This is a genomic window from Pantoea sp. IMH (assembly GCF_000599885.1).
Taxonomy (GTDB): domain Bacteria; phylum Pseudomonadota; class Gammaproteobacteria; order Enterobacterales; family Enterobacteriaceae; genus Erwinia.
Window position 1 is genome coordinate 166,284 of sequence record NZ_JFGT01000004.1, and the last position, 13,472, is coordinate 179,755.

The window sequence follows — 13,472 nt, forward strand, 5'->3', positions numbered from 1 at the left end:
AGGGCAGAAAAAAGGCGCTGTGATAACAGCGCCCCGAAATGGTTAGTACAGCTTTTTCGCCGTTTCCAGCCAGTCGCCTTTGAAAGGGCGCTTCATATTTTCGATGGCGTCAATGATATCGTGATGAACCATTTTCTCATTCTGGATACCCACACAGCGACCGCCGTAGCCCTGGAGCAGCAGTTCGATAGAGTAAGCGCCCATGCGGGAAGCAAGGATACGGTCATAGGCAACCGGTGCGCCACCACGCTGGATATGGCCCAGCACCGTGGCGCGGGTTTCACGATGGGTTTCAGACTCAATGTACTTCGCCAGATCGTCGATATCACAGATATGTTCGGTGATGGCCACAATCGCGTGTTTTTTCCCTTTTTCGATGCCCGCTTTAATCTCTGCGACCAGCTCTTCACGCGTATAAGGGATTTCCGGCAGCACGATGAATTCGCAACCACCCGCTATCGCCGCTGCCAGCGTCAAATCACCACAGTAGCGCCCCATCACTTCAACGATGGAAATACGCTGATGGGATGAAGAAGTATCGCGCAGCCGGTCGATAGCTTCGACCACGGTTTCCAGGGCGGTAAAATAACCGATGGTGTAGTCGGTACCCGCCACGTCGTTATCAATGGTGCCCGGCAGGCCAATGCACGGAAAGCCCATTTCGGTCAGGCGCTTGGCCCCCATGTAGGAACCGTCTCCACCGATGACCACCAGCGCGTCAATGCCGCGCTTTTTCATATTTTCAATCGCTGCGGCGCGCACGGACTCTTCACGGAACTCCGGAAAACGCGCTGAACCCAGGAAAGTGCCGCCGCGATTAATCATGTCGGATACGCTGTAGCGGTCCAGGTTGACCATACGATCTTCATACAGGCCAAGGTAGCCATCATAGATGCCACACACTTCCAGCCCTTCGCTCAACGCCGCCCGGACCACGCCTCTGATGGCTGCGTTCATACCCGGCGCGTCGCCGCCACTTGTCAGTACACCGATTTTTTTAATCATGACAACCTCTGAACATGTTGATGCAAATTATGAATTCTGGACGCCGGGGAGGTTCGACGCATGAGGGCGAGCTTACCGACTAATGATGGCAATAGTATATCAAAGCCTGTGAGCTGAATTGATTCAGGTCAGGCATCATTCGGCTATTTTTTCCGCTCAGTATGCCGTTTTCGTTCCTGAAAACGCTAACCTTTTAATTCATTTACCATTATAACCCAGCCTTCTGTTCAGGCTGAGAGATCGTTGCAGCACAGGGATCCAGGTGAATGATGATATCGGAACCCGGAAACCTGTTCAGCAGGGCTTTTTCGACCTGCTCTGCGAGACTGTGCGCCTGACAAAGCGGGAAATTATCGTCCATCTCCAGATGCAGCTGAATAAAGCGTGTTGGACCCGATTGTCTGGTACGAATATCGTGCGCGCCGTACACGCCAGGCCAGCCCGATGCGATCGCCACGATGGCCTGCTGTTCTTCATCCGGCAGCGCCCGGTCCAGCAGCGCCTGCACGGCTTCATAACCCATCCGCAGCGCGTTGTAGAGGATCCAGACGCCGATACCCAGCGCGAATAATGCATCCGCCCGCCTGAAACCATACCAGCTTAGCGCCAGCGCCAGCAAAATAGCGCCGTTCATAATGACGTCGGACTGATAGTGAAGCATATCGGCACGAATTGCCAGGCTGTGGGTTTTGCGTACAACCCAGCGCTGGAAGGCGACCAGAATCAGCGTGGCGAACAGAGCAATCAGCGTAACGACAATGCCGACCAGCGGCGCACGCATTTCCGCGGGCGAGGCGAGATGTTGTAACCCGGTCAGGAAGAGAAACAGCGCGGAACCGGAAATAAACATACTCTGCGCCAGCGCGGCGAGAGACTCGGCTTTGCCGTGTCCAAAAGTATGTTCGTCGTCAGCAGGCTGAAGGGAATAGCGAACCACAAAAAGATTGGTCAGGGAGGCAGCAATATCGACCAGCGAATCAACCAGCCCCGCCAGCAGGCTGACCGAGCCGGTGTACCACCAGGCGAAAATCTTTACCAGTAACAACAGCGAAGCAAGGCAAGTCGCCGCCAGCGCCGCCGAATTGACCAGGCGCGCGTAGTGTTTATCCATGCCACACTCCGTTCAGGTTAGTGGCGTAAGTATACTGGATCTCAGACAAAAAAAACCCCGCCATCATGGCGGGGAAGACAGGGATGGTGTCTATGGCAAGGAAAAACAGGGATACTATGTTACTGGTTACTGCCGGTACTACTCACTGCCTGCAACGATGAAGCCCGTTGCATGTTTGTCAGCTCGCGCATTTCATTCATGCGCTGCCGGTGTTTCTCTTTCAGCACGTCCTGCTGGGCTGGCGTTAACAGGTGGTACATCTGGTTTCTTACCCGGGCAATCTCAACGTGATAAGCCATTTCTGCCTGGGTAATCCTGTTCAGCTGCGCTTTGTAGGCCGCTTCATCAAATTCATCTGCAACGATCAGTTCATGCAGTTGCTCAAAATCATTCAAGCTTATGGGAGAACGGTCATGACGCGCCTGCTGCATCAAATCCCGCATCTGTCGACGCTGCTCTTCCGAAAGTTTGATGCCATCAAACATGTGAGACTGCGGAAATTGCGTCATAATGCGTGGCGCTGCGTTATCATGATGCACCCCGTCAATCGTCATCACATCTGTAGCCCAAGCGGCGGAGAGACTTAGCATCAGCGCCGGAACCACAACGACGGCGGTAACTTTGCGCATCGTTTACTCCCAGGTTGGTTTCCACATTTCGATTCAACGAGAGCCAGTCTACGGGGACCCCTGCAAACATGCGTCAGGGGGTGTAAAACTACGTAAAGTCATGGATTGACAGCATTCGTTCACGGTATTTTGCCTGCGGAGGGCGATAAAAATGAATAAGATCTTGCTGGTTGACGACGATCGCGAATTAACTTCGCTGCTAAAAGAATTACTGGAAATGGAAGGGTTTGACGTGGTGGTCGCCGGCGACGGTGAGCAGGCGCTGGCCTTACTGGATAACACGATCGATTTATTATTGCTTGATGTAATGATGCCGAAGAAAAACGGCATTGATACCCTGAAAGAGCTGCGTCAGCAGCATCAGACACCCGTCATTATGCTGACGGCCCGCGGAAGCGAGCTTGATCGCGTTCTGGGGCTGGAGCTGGGTGCTGATGACTATCTGCCCAAGCCCTTTAACGATCGCGAGCTGGTGGCCCGCATACGCGCTATTTTGCGCCGTTCAAACTGGAGTGAACAGCAACAGCAGCACGATACCAGTTCGCCAACGCTTGAGGTGGATCATCTCCGTCTCAATCCCGGACGTCAGGAAGCCAGTTTTGACGATGTGACGCTCGATTTGACCGGAACGGAATTTACCCTGCTCTACCTGCTTGCCCAGCATCTGGGGCAAGTTGTCTCACGTGAACACCTGAGTCAGGAAGTGCTGGGCAAACGCCTGACGCCTTTTGACCGCGCTATTGATATGCATATTTCCAATCTTCGCCGCAAACTGCCTGAACGCAAGGATGGCCATCCGTGGTTTAAAACCCTGCGCGGCCGGGGTTATTTGATGGTTTCAGCAACATGATTTCCAGTCTGACCACCCGCATCTTTGCCATTTTCTGGCTGACCCTGGCGCTGGTGCTGATGCTGGTGTTAATGGTGCCCAAGCTGGATACGCGCCAGTTAACGCCGCTGCTCGACAGTGAGCAGCGGCAGGGTACCATGATCGAACAACACGTCGAGGCGGAGCTTATCCAGGACCCGCCGAACGATTTAATGTGGTGGCGCAGGCTGTTTCGCGCCATCGACAAATGGGCACCTCCCGGCCAGCGCCTTTTGCTGGTCACCAGCGAAGGACGGGTGATCGGCGCGCAGCACAATGAAATGCAGGTTGTCCGTAATTTTATCGGCCAGTCCGATAACGCCGATTTCCCCCAGAAGAAGAAATATGGCCGTGTGGAGATGGTGGGGCCTTTTTCCGTGCACGACGGTGAGGATAACTATCAGCTCTATATGATCCGTCCCGCTGGCAGCTCGCAGTTAGATTTTATCAACCTGCTGTTTGACCGCCCGCTGCTGCTGCTGATTGTTACCATGCTCATCAGTTCTCCCCTGCTGCTGTGGCTGGCCTGGAGCCTGGCGAAACCTGCCCGTAAGCTGAAACACGCGGCCGACGACGTGGCGGCCGGTAATCTCCGCCAGCGTCCGGAACTGGAAGCGGGGCCACAGGAGTTTCTGGCCGCCGGCTCCAGCTTTAATCAGATGGTCAGCGCGCTTGAGCGCATGATGACGGCGCAGCAACGTTTGCTTTCCGATATCTCACACGAGCTGCGTACGCCCCTGACGCGGCTTCAGCTGGCCACCGCGCTGATGCGTCGTCGCCACGGTGAGGCGAAGGAGCTGCAGCGTATTGAGATGGAAGCACAGCGTCTCGACGGCATGATCAATGACCTGCTGGTGCTTTCCCGCACACAGCATAAAAATGCGCTGGTCAGTGAAGCGATGAAGGCGAACCAGCTCTGGACCGGCGTGCTGGAAGATGCCAGGTTCGAAGCTGAGCAGATGGGTAAGTCGCTGGAAGTACCTTATCCACCTGGCCCCTGGCCGTTATACGGCAACCCCAGCGCGCTGGAAAGCGCGCTCGAAAACGTTGTGCGTAACGCGTTGCGTTACTCATATTCAAAAATCTGCGTAAGTTTTTCTGTCGACAAGCTGGGCATCACCGTGCACGTTGACGACGATGGTCCGGGCATCAGCGCTGAGGATCGCGAGCAGATTTTCCGCCCGTTCTACCGTACCGATGAGGCCCGCGATCGCGAATCTGGTGGCACAGGCCTGGGTCTGGCTATTGTTGAAACGGCGATCCAGCAACATCGTGGCTGGGTGAAAGCTGACGACAGCCCGCTGGGCGGTCTGCGCCTGACGCTCTGGCTTCCTCTCTACTCCAGCAAGACCTGATCCCTGCCGGTAAATTTGCTATGCTTCGGCCCTCGAAACAGAGGGCTGAAGCCGATGCTGAATATTGTTTTATTTGAACCTGAAATCCCGCCAAATACCGGCAACATTATCCGCCTTTGCGCCAATACCGGCTTCCGGCTCCATCTGATAGAGCCTATGGGTTTCGCCTGGGACGATAAGCGTCTGCGGCGGGCAGGTCTGGATTACCATGAATTTACCGCCGTTCAGCGGCATGCGGATTATGCCGCCTTTCTCGCCGCAGAAGCACCACAGCGCCTCTTCGCGCTGACCACCAAAGGTACACCGGCTCACAGCGCGGTAAGCTACCAGGCGGGTGATTACCTGCTTTTCGGCCCGGAGACCAGAGGCTTGCCGCCGGAGATCCTGAATGCGTTGCCGGCACAGCAGAAGATCCGTATTCCTATGCAGCCTGACAGCCGCAGCATGAACCTGTCGAACGCGGTTTCGGTGGTAGTGTATGAAGCGTGGCGCCAGCTGGGTTATGCGGGCGCACAGATAAAATAAACGGGCAGGAAAATCGTGGTGCAGGCGCGGCGCGCGGCGCCATCAGTTTCCGCGCTCAGATCCCATCGCCGAACTCAAAGCCGGGCACCGTGCCGTTGAAATGCTGATCCATTTCCATGGAAGGTTTGTCGCTGCCGGGTTTACCCACTATCCGCGCGGGAACCCCGGCGGCAGTGGTATGGGGCGGAATGGGCTGAAGCACCACAGAGCCGGCGCCGATTTTCGCACCTCGCCCCACTTCAATATTACCGAGAATTTTAGCGCCAGCGCCAATCATCACCCCTTCACGGATTTTAGGATGGCGATCGCCGCTGGTTTTGCCCGTACCGCCCAACGTGACGGACTGCAGGATTGAAACGTCATCCTCAACGACTGCCGTTTCGCCGATCACAATCCCGGTCGCGTGGTCCAGCATGATCCCCCGTCCGATTTTCGCGGCGGGATGAATATCCACGGCGAACGACACGGAAACCTCATTTTGCAGATAGACGGCCAGCGCGCGGCGGCCTTCGTTCCAAAGCCAGTGACCGATACGGTGCGCCTGTAGCGCATGGAAGCCTTTCAGATAGAGCAGGGGCGTGGAATATTTGTCGATAGCCGGATCGCGCAGACGTACGGCCTGAATATCGCAGGCCGCCGACTGAATCATTGAGGGATCGAGCCGGTAAGCGTCCTGCACAATCTCCCGGATAGCGATGGCGGGCATGATGGGGTTTGCCAGCTTGTTGGCTAACATGTAGCTCAGCGCGCTGCCGAGATCGTCATGCTTTAACAGCGTGGCATGATAAAAGCTGGCCAGCATCGGTTCGCAGTCGGCCAGCGCCCGCGCTTCCGCTTTAATATAATCCCAGACTTTTTCAGGCTCTATGCAAGGCATTACTCTCTCCCCATCAAAAATAGCGTCCGGCGGACGCCGACACGCTACGACGCTAAGCTTCCTTTTCAGCTGATACTGTTTTCATCCTTCCTTGTTCGTCCAAGCAGGCTCAATGCTGCCTCCCGGGCATTTTTTTCGCAATACAGGATTTGATAAATTTGTTCGGTTATCGGCATCTCCACGCCGCAACGCGCGGCCAGCGCCTTCACTTCTTTGGTATTTCGGAAACCTTCCACTACCTGACCGATGGTTTTTTGCGCGCTTTCCACGTCAGAGCCCTGGCCGAGCATCATGCCGAAGCGGCGGTTACGGGACTGATTGTCCGTGCAGGTCAGCACCAGGTCACCCAGGCCCGCCATTCCCATAAAGGTGGTAGGATCGGCGCCGAGGGCGTTGCCGAGTCGGGTCATTTCGGCCAGCCCACGCGTAATAAGCGCGGTACGCGCATTGGCACCAAAACCGATACCATCAGAAATCCCCGCGCCGATGGCGATGACATTTTTCACCGCACCGCCGAGCTGAACGCCGATGAAATCCGGATTGTTATAAACGCGGAAGCTTTTCCCGCAGTGCAGCAGGGCCTGTAAATCATCCGCGAAGGTTGCATCCGTGGCGGCCAGCGCAATGGCCGTGGGCAGGCCGGCAGCAAGCTCTTTCGCAAAGGTGGGGCCTGAAATCACCGCCAGCGGAATAGCGTCGCCAAGAATTTCTCTGGCAACGTCCTGTAGCAGCCGTCCGGTCTCTTTTTCCAGGCCTTTGGTCGCCCAGACGATACGCGAGTCGGAACGCAGATGCGGTTTGATTTGCTGCAAAACATCACCAAAGACGTGGCTCGGTACCACGACCAGCAGATCGCGGCTGGCCGCAATGGCGGTGGCTAAATCGCTCTCCAGGCTCAGTGAGTCAGGAAAAGGCACATCGGGAAGAAAAGCAGCATTACAGCGATCGGCCTGAAGCTGGGCCTGATGCTGAGGGTTATGGCCCCACAACACCACCTGATGGCCATTGCGGGCTAGCGTAATCGCTAAAGCGGTGCCGTAGGATCCGGCACCGATAACGCTCATTGAAGCGTGATTGAAAGGCATTATGCGTCCTGTTGCGGATCGGCACCTTCATTTGACTGCTGGAGGTAGTTCATGAACAGCGCGTCAAAGTTGACCGGGGCCAGGTTAAGCTGCGGGAAGGTACCGCGGGAGACCAGGCTGGTGATGCATTCGCGCGCGTACGGGAACAGGATATTCGGGCAGTAAGCGCCCAGGCAGTGCGCCATCTGGTTGCCGTCGATACCTGAAACAGAGAAGATGCCCGCCTGCTGAACTTCACACAGGAAAGCCGTTTCTTCGCCCACGCTCGCCGTCACGGTGACGCGTAAAACCACTTCGTACACATCATCCGCCAGCTGGCTGGATGCGGTATCCAGATCCAGTTTCACTTCCGGTTCCCACTCTTTCTGGAATACCTGAGGGGCGTTAGGCGCTTCGAAAGAGATATCTTTGGTATAAATACGCTGGATCTGGAAAGACATCTCGGTATTGTTTTGTTCTGACATGGTTACGTAATCCTATGGGTTAATAATCCGTTATCGCGCCACTTACCCGTCTTATTTCAACAGCGGGTCGAGACCTTGACGGCCATCAAGCGCATAAAGGTCGTCACAGCCACCAATGTGCTGCGCATCAATAAAAATCTGCGGAACGGTAGTACGGCCGCTGCGTTTGATCATCTCTTCTCGCTTATCCGCATCGCCATCAATAGCGATCTGCTGATAGTTGACGCCTTTTTCTTTCAGTAACGCGATCGCGCGATGACAAAAAGGACAGGTTGCTTTGGTGTAGATCTCAACATTAGCCATAATCCGCTCCAGTCATTATTTGCCGCGTACCAGCGGCAGGTTTTCACCACTCCAGCCGGCTACGCCATCTTTCAGCACGTAAACCTTCTCGAAACCGGCGGCGTTTAACTGCGTCGCCGGCTCAGTAGCGGAAGTGCCGTTAGCGCACACCACGATGATCGGCTGCGCTTTATGTTTTTCCAGCTCGCCAAAGCTGCCTTTTTTAATGTCGGCAGCCAGCACGTTAACAGCGTTCGAAATGTGGCCTTTACGGTAGTCATCGCGTCCACGCACGTCGACAACAACGGCTTCTTCTTTATTGATTAAGCGTGTGGCTTCGCCACGAGTGACCGTTTTTACCTTGGAGAACATGCCCTTAACGGTGGTCACGATCACCAAAACCAGCAGGACAACCCACGCCAGACTCAGAATGGTATGGTTGCCTGCGAACTGCATAATATCTTGCATGAGGGGTAACAACTCCCGAAAGGGTTAATAAGCGAAAACAAGGCTTCTGAGTATACCTGCCAGTGCAGGCATGTACAGATGTGAAGCCCTCAGAGTAACGTTTTCTGGGGCTGAACCTCAAAAAAATGGGCCTTACGTTCACCTCGTCTCTGCGCCGCCGGTTAACAGCCCGCTGGAGTGGTTAATTGTTACACAACAGGCCGCTCCTTTGCGCTATTCTGCCAGAGCGGAGAAAGCCGCGGCGCTGGGCGCTGTCACTGCTGGAAACGCAAAACCGCCCATAGATCGCTGGTAAGCCGCTGTTCATCGTGGAATAATCCTTCTCCTATGAGGGAAAAAGCGACAGTTTCATATCAACGAACCCAGGGTAACGGATCGGCCACAGGCGTTCTGTTCCCTTCCCGTGCGTTCACCCTGTCCGCCTGCATGCTTTGCGCAGGCCTGCTGCTGCTGCCCGCTGTCAGCTGTGCCGCGAATGATAATAAATCTGCGCTCACCTCGCTTCAGCAGGATATTGCCGATAAAGAGAAGCGTGTCCTGCAACAGAAGCAGCAGCGCAGCAAGCTGCTCGACCAGCTTCAGAGTCAGGAAAAGATCATCGCCCAGGCCAGCCGGCAGCTACGTGAAACGCAACGTACCCTCAGCAGCCTCAATAACGATATCGCCAGCCTTACCGCCTCGATCGGCAAACTGCAAACGCAGCAGGATCAGCAGGAAAAAATGCTGGCAGAACAGCTCGATGCGGCGTTCCGCCAGGGCCAGCATAGCGGCGTCCAGCTTATTCTCAGCGGAGAAGAGAGCCAGCGCAGCGAACGCATCCTCGCCTATTTTGGTTATCTGAATGACGCCCGCCAGCACTCTATCGATGACCTGAAAAAGACCCGCAGCGATCTCACCCAGCAAAAAGCGACGCTGGTGGATAAGCAGGCCCAGCAAAAAATGCTGGTCGCTCAGCAGCAAACCCAGCAGAAAAAACTGGAAGGAGCGCGGGTCGCAAGGAAGAAAACCCTCACCACGCTGGAATCTGCGCTGGAGAAAGAACAGGCGCAGCTGGTTGAAATGCGTCAGAACGAGAGCCGCCTGCGCGATAAAATTGCTAAAGCGGAACGGGAAGCGCGCGCCAGAGCGGAACGGGAAGCACGTGAAGCCGAGCAGGTTCGTCAGCGCCAGGCGAAAGCGAAAAGCAAAGGCACCACCTATAAGCCAACGGAAAGCGAGCGTTCGCTTATGTCCCGGACCGGTGGTCTGGGGCGTCCCGGTGGCCAGGCGTACTGGCCAGTACGTGGCAACATCTCACACCGCTTCGGTGAAAAAATGCAGGGCGAGCTTCGCTGGAAAGGACTGGTCATCGACGCGCCTGAAGGCAGAGAAGTTAAAGCGATTGCCGACGGCCGCGTGTTGATGGCTGACTGGCTACAGGGCTACGGTCTGGTCGTGGTCATCGAGCACGGCAAAGGGGATATGAGCCTCTATGGCTATAACCAAAGTGCGCTGGTGAGCGTGGGAACCCAGGTTAAGGCAGGCGAGCCTGTCGCGCTGGTGGGTACCAGCGGCGGCCAGGGCGCTCCTTCACTCTATTTTGAAATCCGACGCCAGGGACAGGCCGTCAACCCACTCCCGTGGTTAGGAAAATAACTTTTGTCATTACTTCGCACACTTAGCGTTACGCTTGCCGGCCTGTTGCTGACCAGCACCGCCTGGGCGGGAAAACTCGCCATTGTCATTGACGATTTTGGTTACCGTCCGGCGCAGGAGAATCAGATTCTGCAAATGCCCACCGCGATCTCTGTCGCCGTTCTGCCCAATGCGCCCCACGCCCGTGAAATGGCGACAAAAGCTCACCAGCGCGGTCATGAGGTGCTGATTCATTTACCGATGGCGCCGCTCAGCAAACAGCCGCTGGAGAAAGACACGCTCTTCCCGGATATGTCCAGCGCCGAAATTACCCGCATCATTCAGAAAGCGGTCGCCGACGTGCCTTATGCGGTCGGGCTGAACAACCATATGGGCAGCGCAATGACTTCCAGCCTGCCCGGCATGCAAAAAGTGATGCAGGTTCTTAACCACTATAATTTTTACTTTCTGGACAGCATGACAATTGGCAACAGCCAGTCCACCCGTGCGGCGGCGGGTACCAGTGTGAAAGTGATTAAGCGCCGCGTCTTTCTTGACGATACGCAGAACGAAGCCGATATTCGCAAGCAGTTCAGCCGCGCGGTCCGCCTGGCGCAGCGGAATGGCTCGGCAATTGCTATCGGGCATCCTCACCCCACGACGGTGCGCGTATTGCAACAAATGCTGCCCACGCTGCCCGCCGATATTACCCTGGTGCGTCCGAGCGAGTTGCTGAACGAACCGCAGAACAGCACCATCAGGCCGCCCGCGCCGGTCACAAAACCCGTTCCACCGCGTAATCCTTTCCGGGGCGTGAAGAGTTGTCCGGTCAAACCGGAACCTGTTCCCACCAGCCGTGCGATGGCAGCGATTGCTGAAAGCATTGCCGACAGTCAGGGGATGCAGTATATAAAAACCTATTTTTCGGGATTAACGTTCGAGCCCGGAAAGACACCTTAAATTTCTCAGACGCCTTTCCGGAGTCCTTTTCGGGAAGGGCCGGGCTGACGGCGACGGATGCGGCGTGATGGATCAACAGCGTAAAAAAATTCTCTTACTCGACACCGGCAACGAATGGGGCGGTGGCACCAACAGCATGCTGGAGCTGCTGAAGCGCATCGACCGGAGCCAGTTCGATATCCACTGCTGTTTTTATCATAATTATACCCGTGGCGAAGGCGACACGATCGGACAAGTGCTGGAGGCGCTGGGCTTCCCCATCATCTTTATCCCGCAACGCAAACAGCCCCGCTGGGCTAAAGTGTCCAAAGAGCTGCTGCGGTCGCTGGTCTTTTTCAGCCGTACACTGCGTCTCAGCGTTACCCGGCGCATTGATGCGCTCTGGCGCATCCGCCCTAATGCCAGCAGGATTAAAGCGATCCTGGCATCACAGCAGTTTGACGTGCTCTATATGAATAACCAGCCCGGCTCAAATGCGGAAGGTTACCTTGCCGCCGAAACGCTGCCCGTCACGCTTATTCAGCACTGTCGCATTGAGCCGGTTCTCAGCAGTGAGCTGGTGTCGATGGTGAACCGGCGCATTGATGCGGTGATCGCAGTATCGAACGGCGTACGGGATAAACTGGTGAAAAGCGGCGTTGCGCCGGAAAAATGCTTTACGGTATTTAACGCCATTGATATCTGGCAACCTCTTCCTGAACGCCTTGCGATGCGCCGCCAGCTATTGGGGATTGATGATGATACCTTTGTGTTTGGCAGTATTGGTTCGCTCAGTCCCCGCAAATCGAATCATCATATTTTGACGGCGCTGGAAAAATTTGCCGACGCTTTCCCGACGGCCCGCTGGAAGATGGTGATACTGGGAGAAGGCCCTGAACTCGCATCGCTGCAACGCCAGGCGAAACAAGCCGGTATTGAGGATCGCGTAATATTCACCGGTTTTCGTAACAATGCGCTGGAGTACCTTGCCGCTTTTGACGTCTTTATTCTGGCCTCAAAAAGTGAAGGCTTACCCCGTGTCGTGCTGGAGGCGATGCTGCTGAAAACGGCGGTAATAGGTTCCCGCGTAACCGGGACGGCTGAGCTGATCGAACACAACAAAACCGGCCTGCTGTTCGACTATGGTGATACGCAGGCGTTGTTTGAACAGATGAAAACGCTCTGGCTTGATGCCGGTAAACGCACCGAGCTTCTCCAGCAGGCCAACGCCAGCGTCAGACAACACTACGCCATTGAGCATTATGTCGCTGGCGTGGAACTCATTTTAAAAAATGCGGCTCATGGAAAACCTTCGCATGTTTGAATTTCTGAATGCTCAGTACCGACATATCCGCGCCCGCCATAATATTTCCTACCAGAACAGAGAAGTTCAGGGGAATGTGCCGGTGACGTCCATTGTGATCCCCTGTACCGGCGTGGATTTTATTGAAGAAGCGACGCTCAGCGCGCTGTTTGCCGCCCGCTTTGCCCCCGACGCGGAAGAAATTGTGATTGTCAGCGACAGACCTGCCGCCGAGTTTGGTGAGCTACCGGCAAAAACGCGCGTCGTCAACCTGGCGGTGCCGTCGCGTGAAGAGAGCTATCGCTATAAGCAGATTTACCGCAGCCGCCTGATTAAGCTTCAGGCGCCGTTGCAGGCGAAAACGGAAGGAATTCTGATGATCGATTCCGACCTGAATCTGCTGCAAATGCCGCAAATTCATATGCATGATGGTCATATTTACTCCAGCTTCCGTCAGGGAAAAATGATCGCCAAGCTGATGAAGGCGCCAGAGCAGAATCGTCCGGCCTACTACCGCAACAGCGTACGACCCTATATCGTCGATCACGTTAACGGTGCCTTTCTGGCCGCGACGCGCCAGACCTGGCAGCGTATCTGCCCGCTGTGGCTGACGCTGTTTCAGGATACCTGGGAGCTGATGGACGACTCCCAGCCGCCAACCGACCAGCTGCCGCTGGCTGCGCTGCTGGATTTGCTGGATATCAAAACGGTTAATCTCGGCGACTGGATGAACTGGCCGGTGTCGAAGAAAATCGGTGGCAGCGCCGCCGTTATCCCGAAAGAGGTAGTGGGCGCGCACGGCGGTTTCCCGCTGACGGAGTGGCAGAAATACCTTACCTCGCCCGATACGCCGCTGACCTTCAAAGGCCAGGACTATACCCGGAAAGTTCGCTATCTGACGGATGCGGAAAAAGAGAAGTAAGCGGGATAAAGTGAGCGATGGCTGC

15 protein-coding genes are annotated in these 13,472 nt (G+C 55.5%); 7 read left to right on the forward strand and 8 right to left on the reverse strand.

The window, feature by feature from the left end; all coding sequences use genetic code 11:
- Positions 1-42 precede the first annotated feature (42 nt).
- The 3 genes from pfkA to cpxP form a co-directional block, all read right to left on the reverse strand.
- Positions 43-1,005 (reverse strand): 6-phosphofructokinase, encoded by a 963-nt coding sequence (pfkA, locus tag EA20_RS0107210; protein WP_024966181.1) that lies wholly within the window; start codon positions 1,003-1,005, stop codon positions 43-45.
- A gap of 208 nt (positions 1,006-1,213) precedes the next feature.
- Positions 1,214-2,116 (reverse strand): CDF family cation-efflux transporter FieF, encoded by a 903-nt coding sequence (gene fieF / locus EA20_RS0107215; RefSeq protein ID WP_024966182.1) that lies wholly within the window; start codon positions 2,114-2,116, stop codon positions 1,214-1,216.
- Positions 2,117-2,235: 119 nt separating this feature from the next.
- Positions 2,236-2,745 carry a cell-envelope stress modulator CpxP gene (cpxP, locus tag EA20_RS0107220; protein ID WP_024966183.1) on the reverse strand — a complete coding sequence of 170 codons (510 nt, stop codon included), beginning with the start codon at positions 2,743-2,745 and terminating at the stop codon, positions 2,236-2,238.
- Positions 2,746-2,896: 151 nt separating this feature from the next.
- Between cpxP and cpxR the strand changes: the two genes are divergently transcribed.
- From cpxR to trmL, 3 genes are read left to right on the forward strand one after another with little or no spacing between them, the layout of a single operon-like run.
- Positions 2,897-3,595: an envelope stress response regulator transcription factor CpxR gene (gene cpxR / locus EA20_RS0107225; protein ID WP_024966184.1), complete on the forward strand. Its 699-nt coding sequence runs from the start codon at positions 2,897-2,899 to the stop codon at positions 3,593-3,595.
- Positions 3,592-4,968 (forward strand): envelope stress sensor histidine kinase CpxA, encoded by a 1,377-nt coding sequence (gene cpxA / locus EA20_RS0107230; protein WP_024966185.1) that lies wholly within the window; start codon positions 3,592-3,594, stop codon positions 4,966-4,968. Before cpxR ends, cpxA begins: the two co-directional genes overlap by 4 nt.
- A gap of 54 nt (positions 4,969-5,022) precedes the next feature.
- On the forward strand, positions 5,023-5,493 hold the full coding sequence (trmL, locus tag EA20_RS0107235; protein ID WP_024966186.1) for a tRNA (uridine(34)/cytosine(34)/5-carboxymethylaminomethyluridine(34)-2'-O)-methyltransferase TrmL: 471 nt from the start codon (positions 5,023-5,025) through the stop codon (positions 5,491-5,493).
- Positions 5,494-5,548: 55 nt separating this feature from the next.
- On the opposite strand, the gene cysE is transcribed toward trmL, so the two are convergent.
- From cysE to EA20_RS0107260, 5 genes are all read right to left on the reverse strand, one after another.
- Positions 5,549-6,370 carry a serine O-acetyltransferase gene (gene cysE / locus EA20_RS0107240; protein WP_024966187.1) on the reverse strand — a complete coding sequence of 274 codons (822 nt, stop codon included), beginning with the start codon at positions 6,368-6,370 and terminating at the stop codon, positions 5,549-5,551.
- A 65-nt stretch (positions 6,371-6,435) separates the two neighbouring features.
- Positions 6,436-7,455: an NAD(P)H-dependent glycerol-3-phosphate dehydrogenase gene (gene gpsA / locus EA20_RS0107245; protein ID WP_024966188.1), complete on the reverse strand. Its 1,020-nt coding sequence runs from the start codon at positions 7,453-7,455 to the stop codon at positions 6,436-6,438.
- Positions 7,455-7,919 carry a protein-export chaperone SecB gene (secB, locus tag EA20_RS0107250; RefSeq protein WP_024966189.1) on the reverse strand — a complete coding sequence of 155 codons (465 nt, stop codon included), beginning with the start codon at positions 7,917-7,919 and terminating at the stop codon, positions 7,455-7,457. Before secB ends, gpsA begins: the two co-directional genes overlap by 1 nt.
- Positions 7,920-7,970: 51 nt before the next feature.
- Positions 7,971-8,222 (reverse strand): glutaredoxin 3, encoded by a 252-nt coding sequence (gene grxC / locus EA20_RS0107255; RefSeq protein ID WP_024966190.1) that lies wholly within the window; start codon positions 8,220-8,222, stop codon positions 7,971-7,973.
- A gap of 15 nt (positions 8,223-8,237) precedes the next feature.
- A complete protein-coding gene (locus EA20_RS0107260; RefSeq protein WP_024966191.1) occupies positions 8,238-8,669 on the reverse strand; it encodes a rhodanese-like domain-containing protein in 432 nt (143 codons plus the stop codon).
- Between the two features lie 327 nt (positions 8,670-8,996).
- On the opposite strand from EA20_RS0107260, the gene envC reads away from it, so the two are divergent.
- From envC to EA20_RS0107280, 4 genes are all read left to right on the forward strand, one after another.
- Positions 8,997-10,304: a murein hydrolase activator EnvC gene (gene envC / locus EA20_RS0107265; RefSeq protein ID WP_024966192.1), complete on the forward strand. Its 1,308-nt coding sequence runs from the start codon at positions 8,997-8,999 to the stop codon at positions 10,302-10,304.
- A 3-nt stretch (positions 10,305-10,307) separates the two neighbouring features.
- On the forward strand, positions 10,308-11,243 hold the full coding sequence (locus EA20_RS0107270; protein WP_024966193.1) for a divergent polysaccharide deacetylase family protein: 936 nt from the start codon (positions 10,308-10,310) through the stop codon (positions 11,241-11,243).
- Between the two features lie 67 nt (positions 11,244-11,310).
- Entirely contained in the window at positions 11,311-12,546 is a 1,236-nt protein-coding gene (locus tag EA20_RS0107275; protein ID WP_024966194.1) for a glycosyltransferase, read from the forward strand.
- Positions 12,539-13,447, forward strand: coding sequence for a hypothetical protein (locus EA20_RS0107280; RefSeq protein WP_024966195.1), 909 nt, complete (start codon positions 12,539-12,541; stop codon positions 13,445-13,447). The genes EA20_RS0107275 and EA20_RS0107280 overlap by 8 nt, the downstream gene beginning before the upstream one ends.
- The last annotated feature ends 25 nt before the right edge of the window (positions 13,448-13,472 follow it).

What these genes read in the sequence shown, in the direction of transcription:
- pfkA (WP_024966181.1), bottom strand. Translation starts at nt 1,005, where the DNA reads ATGATTAAAAAAATCGGTGTACTGACAAGTGGCGGCGACGCGCCGGGT.
- fieF (WP_024966182.1), bottom strand. Translation starts at nt 2,116, where the DNA reads ATGGATAAACACTACGCGCGCCTGGTCAATTCGGCGGCGCTGGCGGCG.
- cpxP (WP_024966183.1), bottom strand. Translation starts at nt 2,745, where the DNA reads ATGCGCAAAGTTACCGCCGTCGTTGTGGTTCCGGCGCTGATGCTAAGT.
- cpxR (WP_024966184.1), top strand. Translation starts at nt 2,897, where the DNA reads ATGAATAAGATCTTGCTGGTTGACGACGATCGCGAATTAACTTCGCTG.
- cpxA (WP_024966185.1), top strand. Translation starts at nt 3,592, where the DNA reads ATGATTTCCAGTCTGACCACCCGCATCTTTGCCATTTTCTGGCTGACC.
- trmL (WP_024966186.1), top strand. Translation starts at nt 5,023, where the DNA reads ATGCTGAATATTGTTTTATTTGAACCTGAAATCCCGCCAAATACCGGC.
- cysE (WP_024966187.1), bottom strand. Translation starts at nt 6,370, where the DNA reads ATGCCTTGCATAGAGCCTGAAAAAGTCTGGGATTATATTAAAGCGGAA.
- gpsA (WP_024966188.1), bottom strand. Translation starts at nt 7,455, where the DNA reads ATGCCTTTCAATCACGCTTCAATGAGCGTTATCGGTGCCGGATCCTAC.
- secB (WP_024966189.1), bottom strand. Translation starts at nt 7,919, where the DNA reads ATGTCAGAACAAAACAATACCGAGATGTCTTTCCAGATCCAGCGTATT.
- grxC (WP_024966190.1), bottom strand. Translation starts at nt 8,222, where the DNA reads ATGGCTAATGTTGAGATCTACACCAAAGCAACCTGTCCTTTTTGTCAT.
- EA20_RS0107260 (WP_024966191.1), bottom strand. Translation starts at nt 8,669, where the DNA reads ATGCAAGATATTATGCAGTTCGCAGGCAACCATACCATTCTGAGTCTG.
- envC (WP_024966192.1), top strand. Translation starts at nt 8,997, where the DNA reads ATGAGGGAAAAAGCGACAGTTTCATATCAACGAACCCAGGGTAACGGA.
- EA20_RS0107275 (WP_024966194.1), top strand. Translation starts at nt 11,311, where the DNA reads ATGGATCAACAGCGTAAAAAAATTCTCTTACTCGACACCGGCAACGAA.
- EA20_RS0107280 (WP_024966195.1), top strand. Translation starts at nt 12,539, where the DNA reads ATGTTTGAATTTCTGAATGCTCAGTACCGACATATCCGCGCCCGCCAT.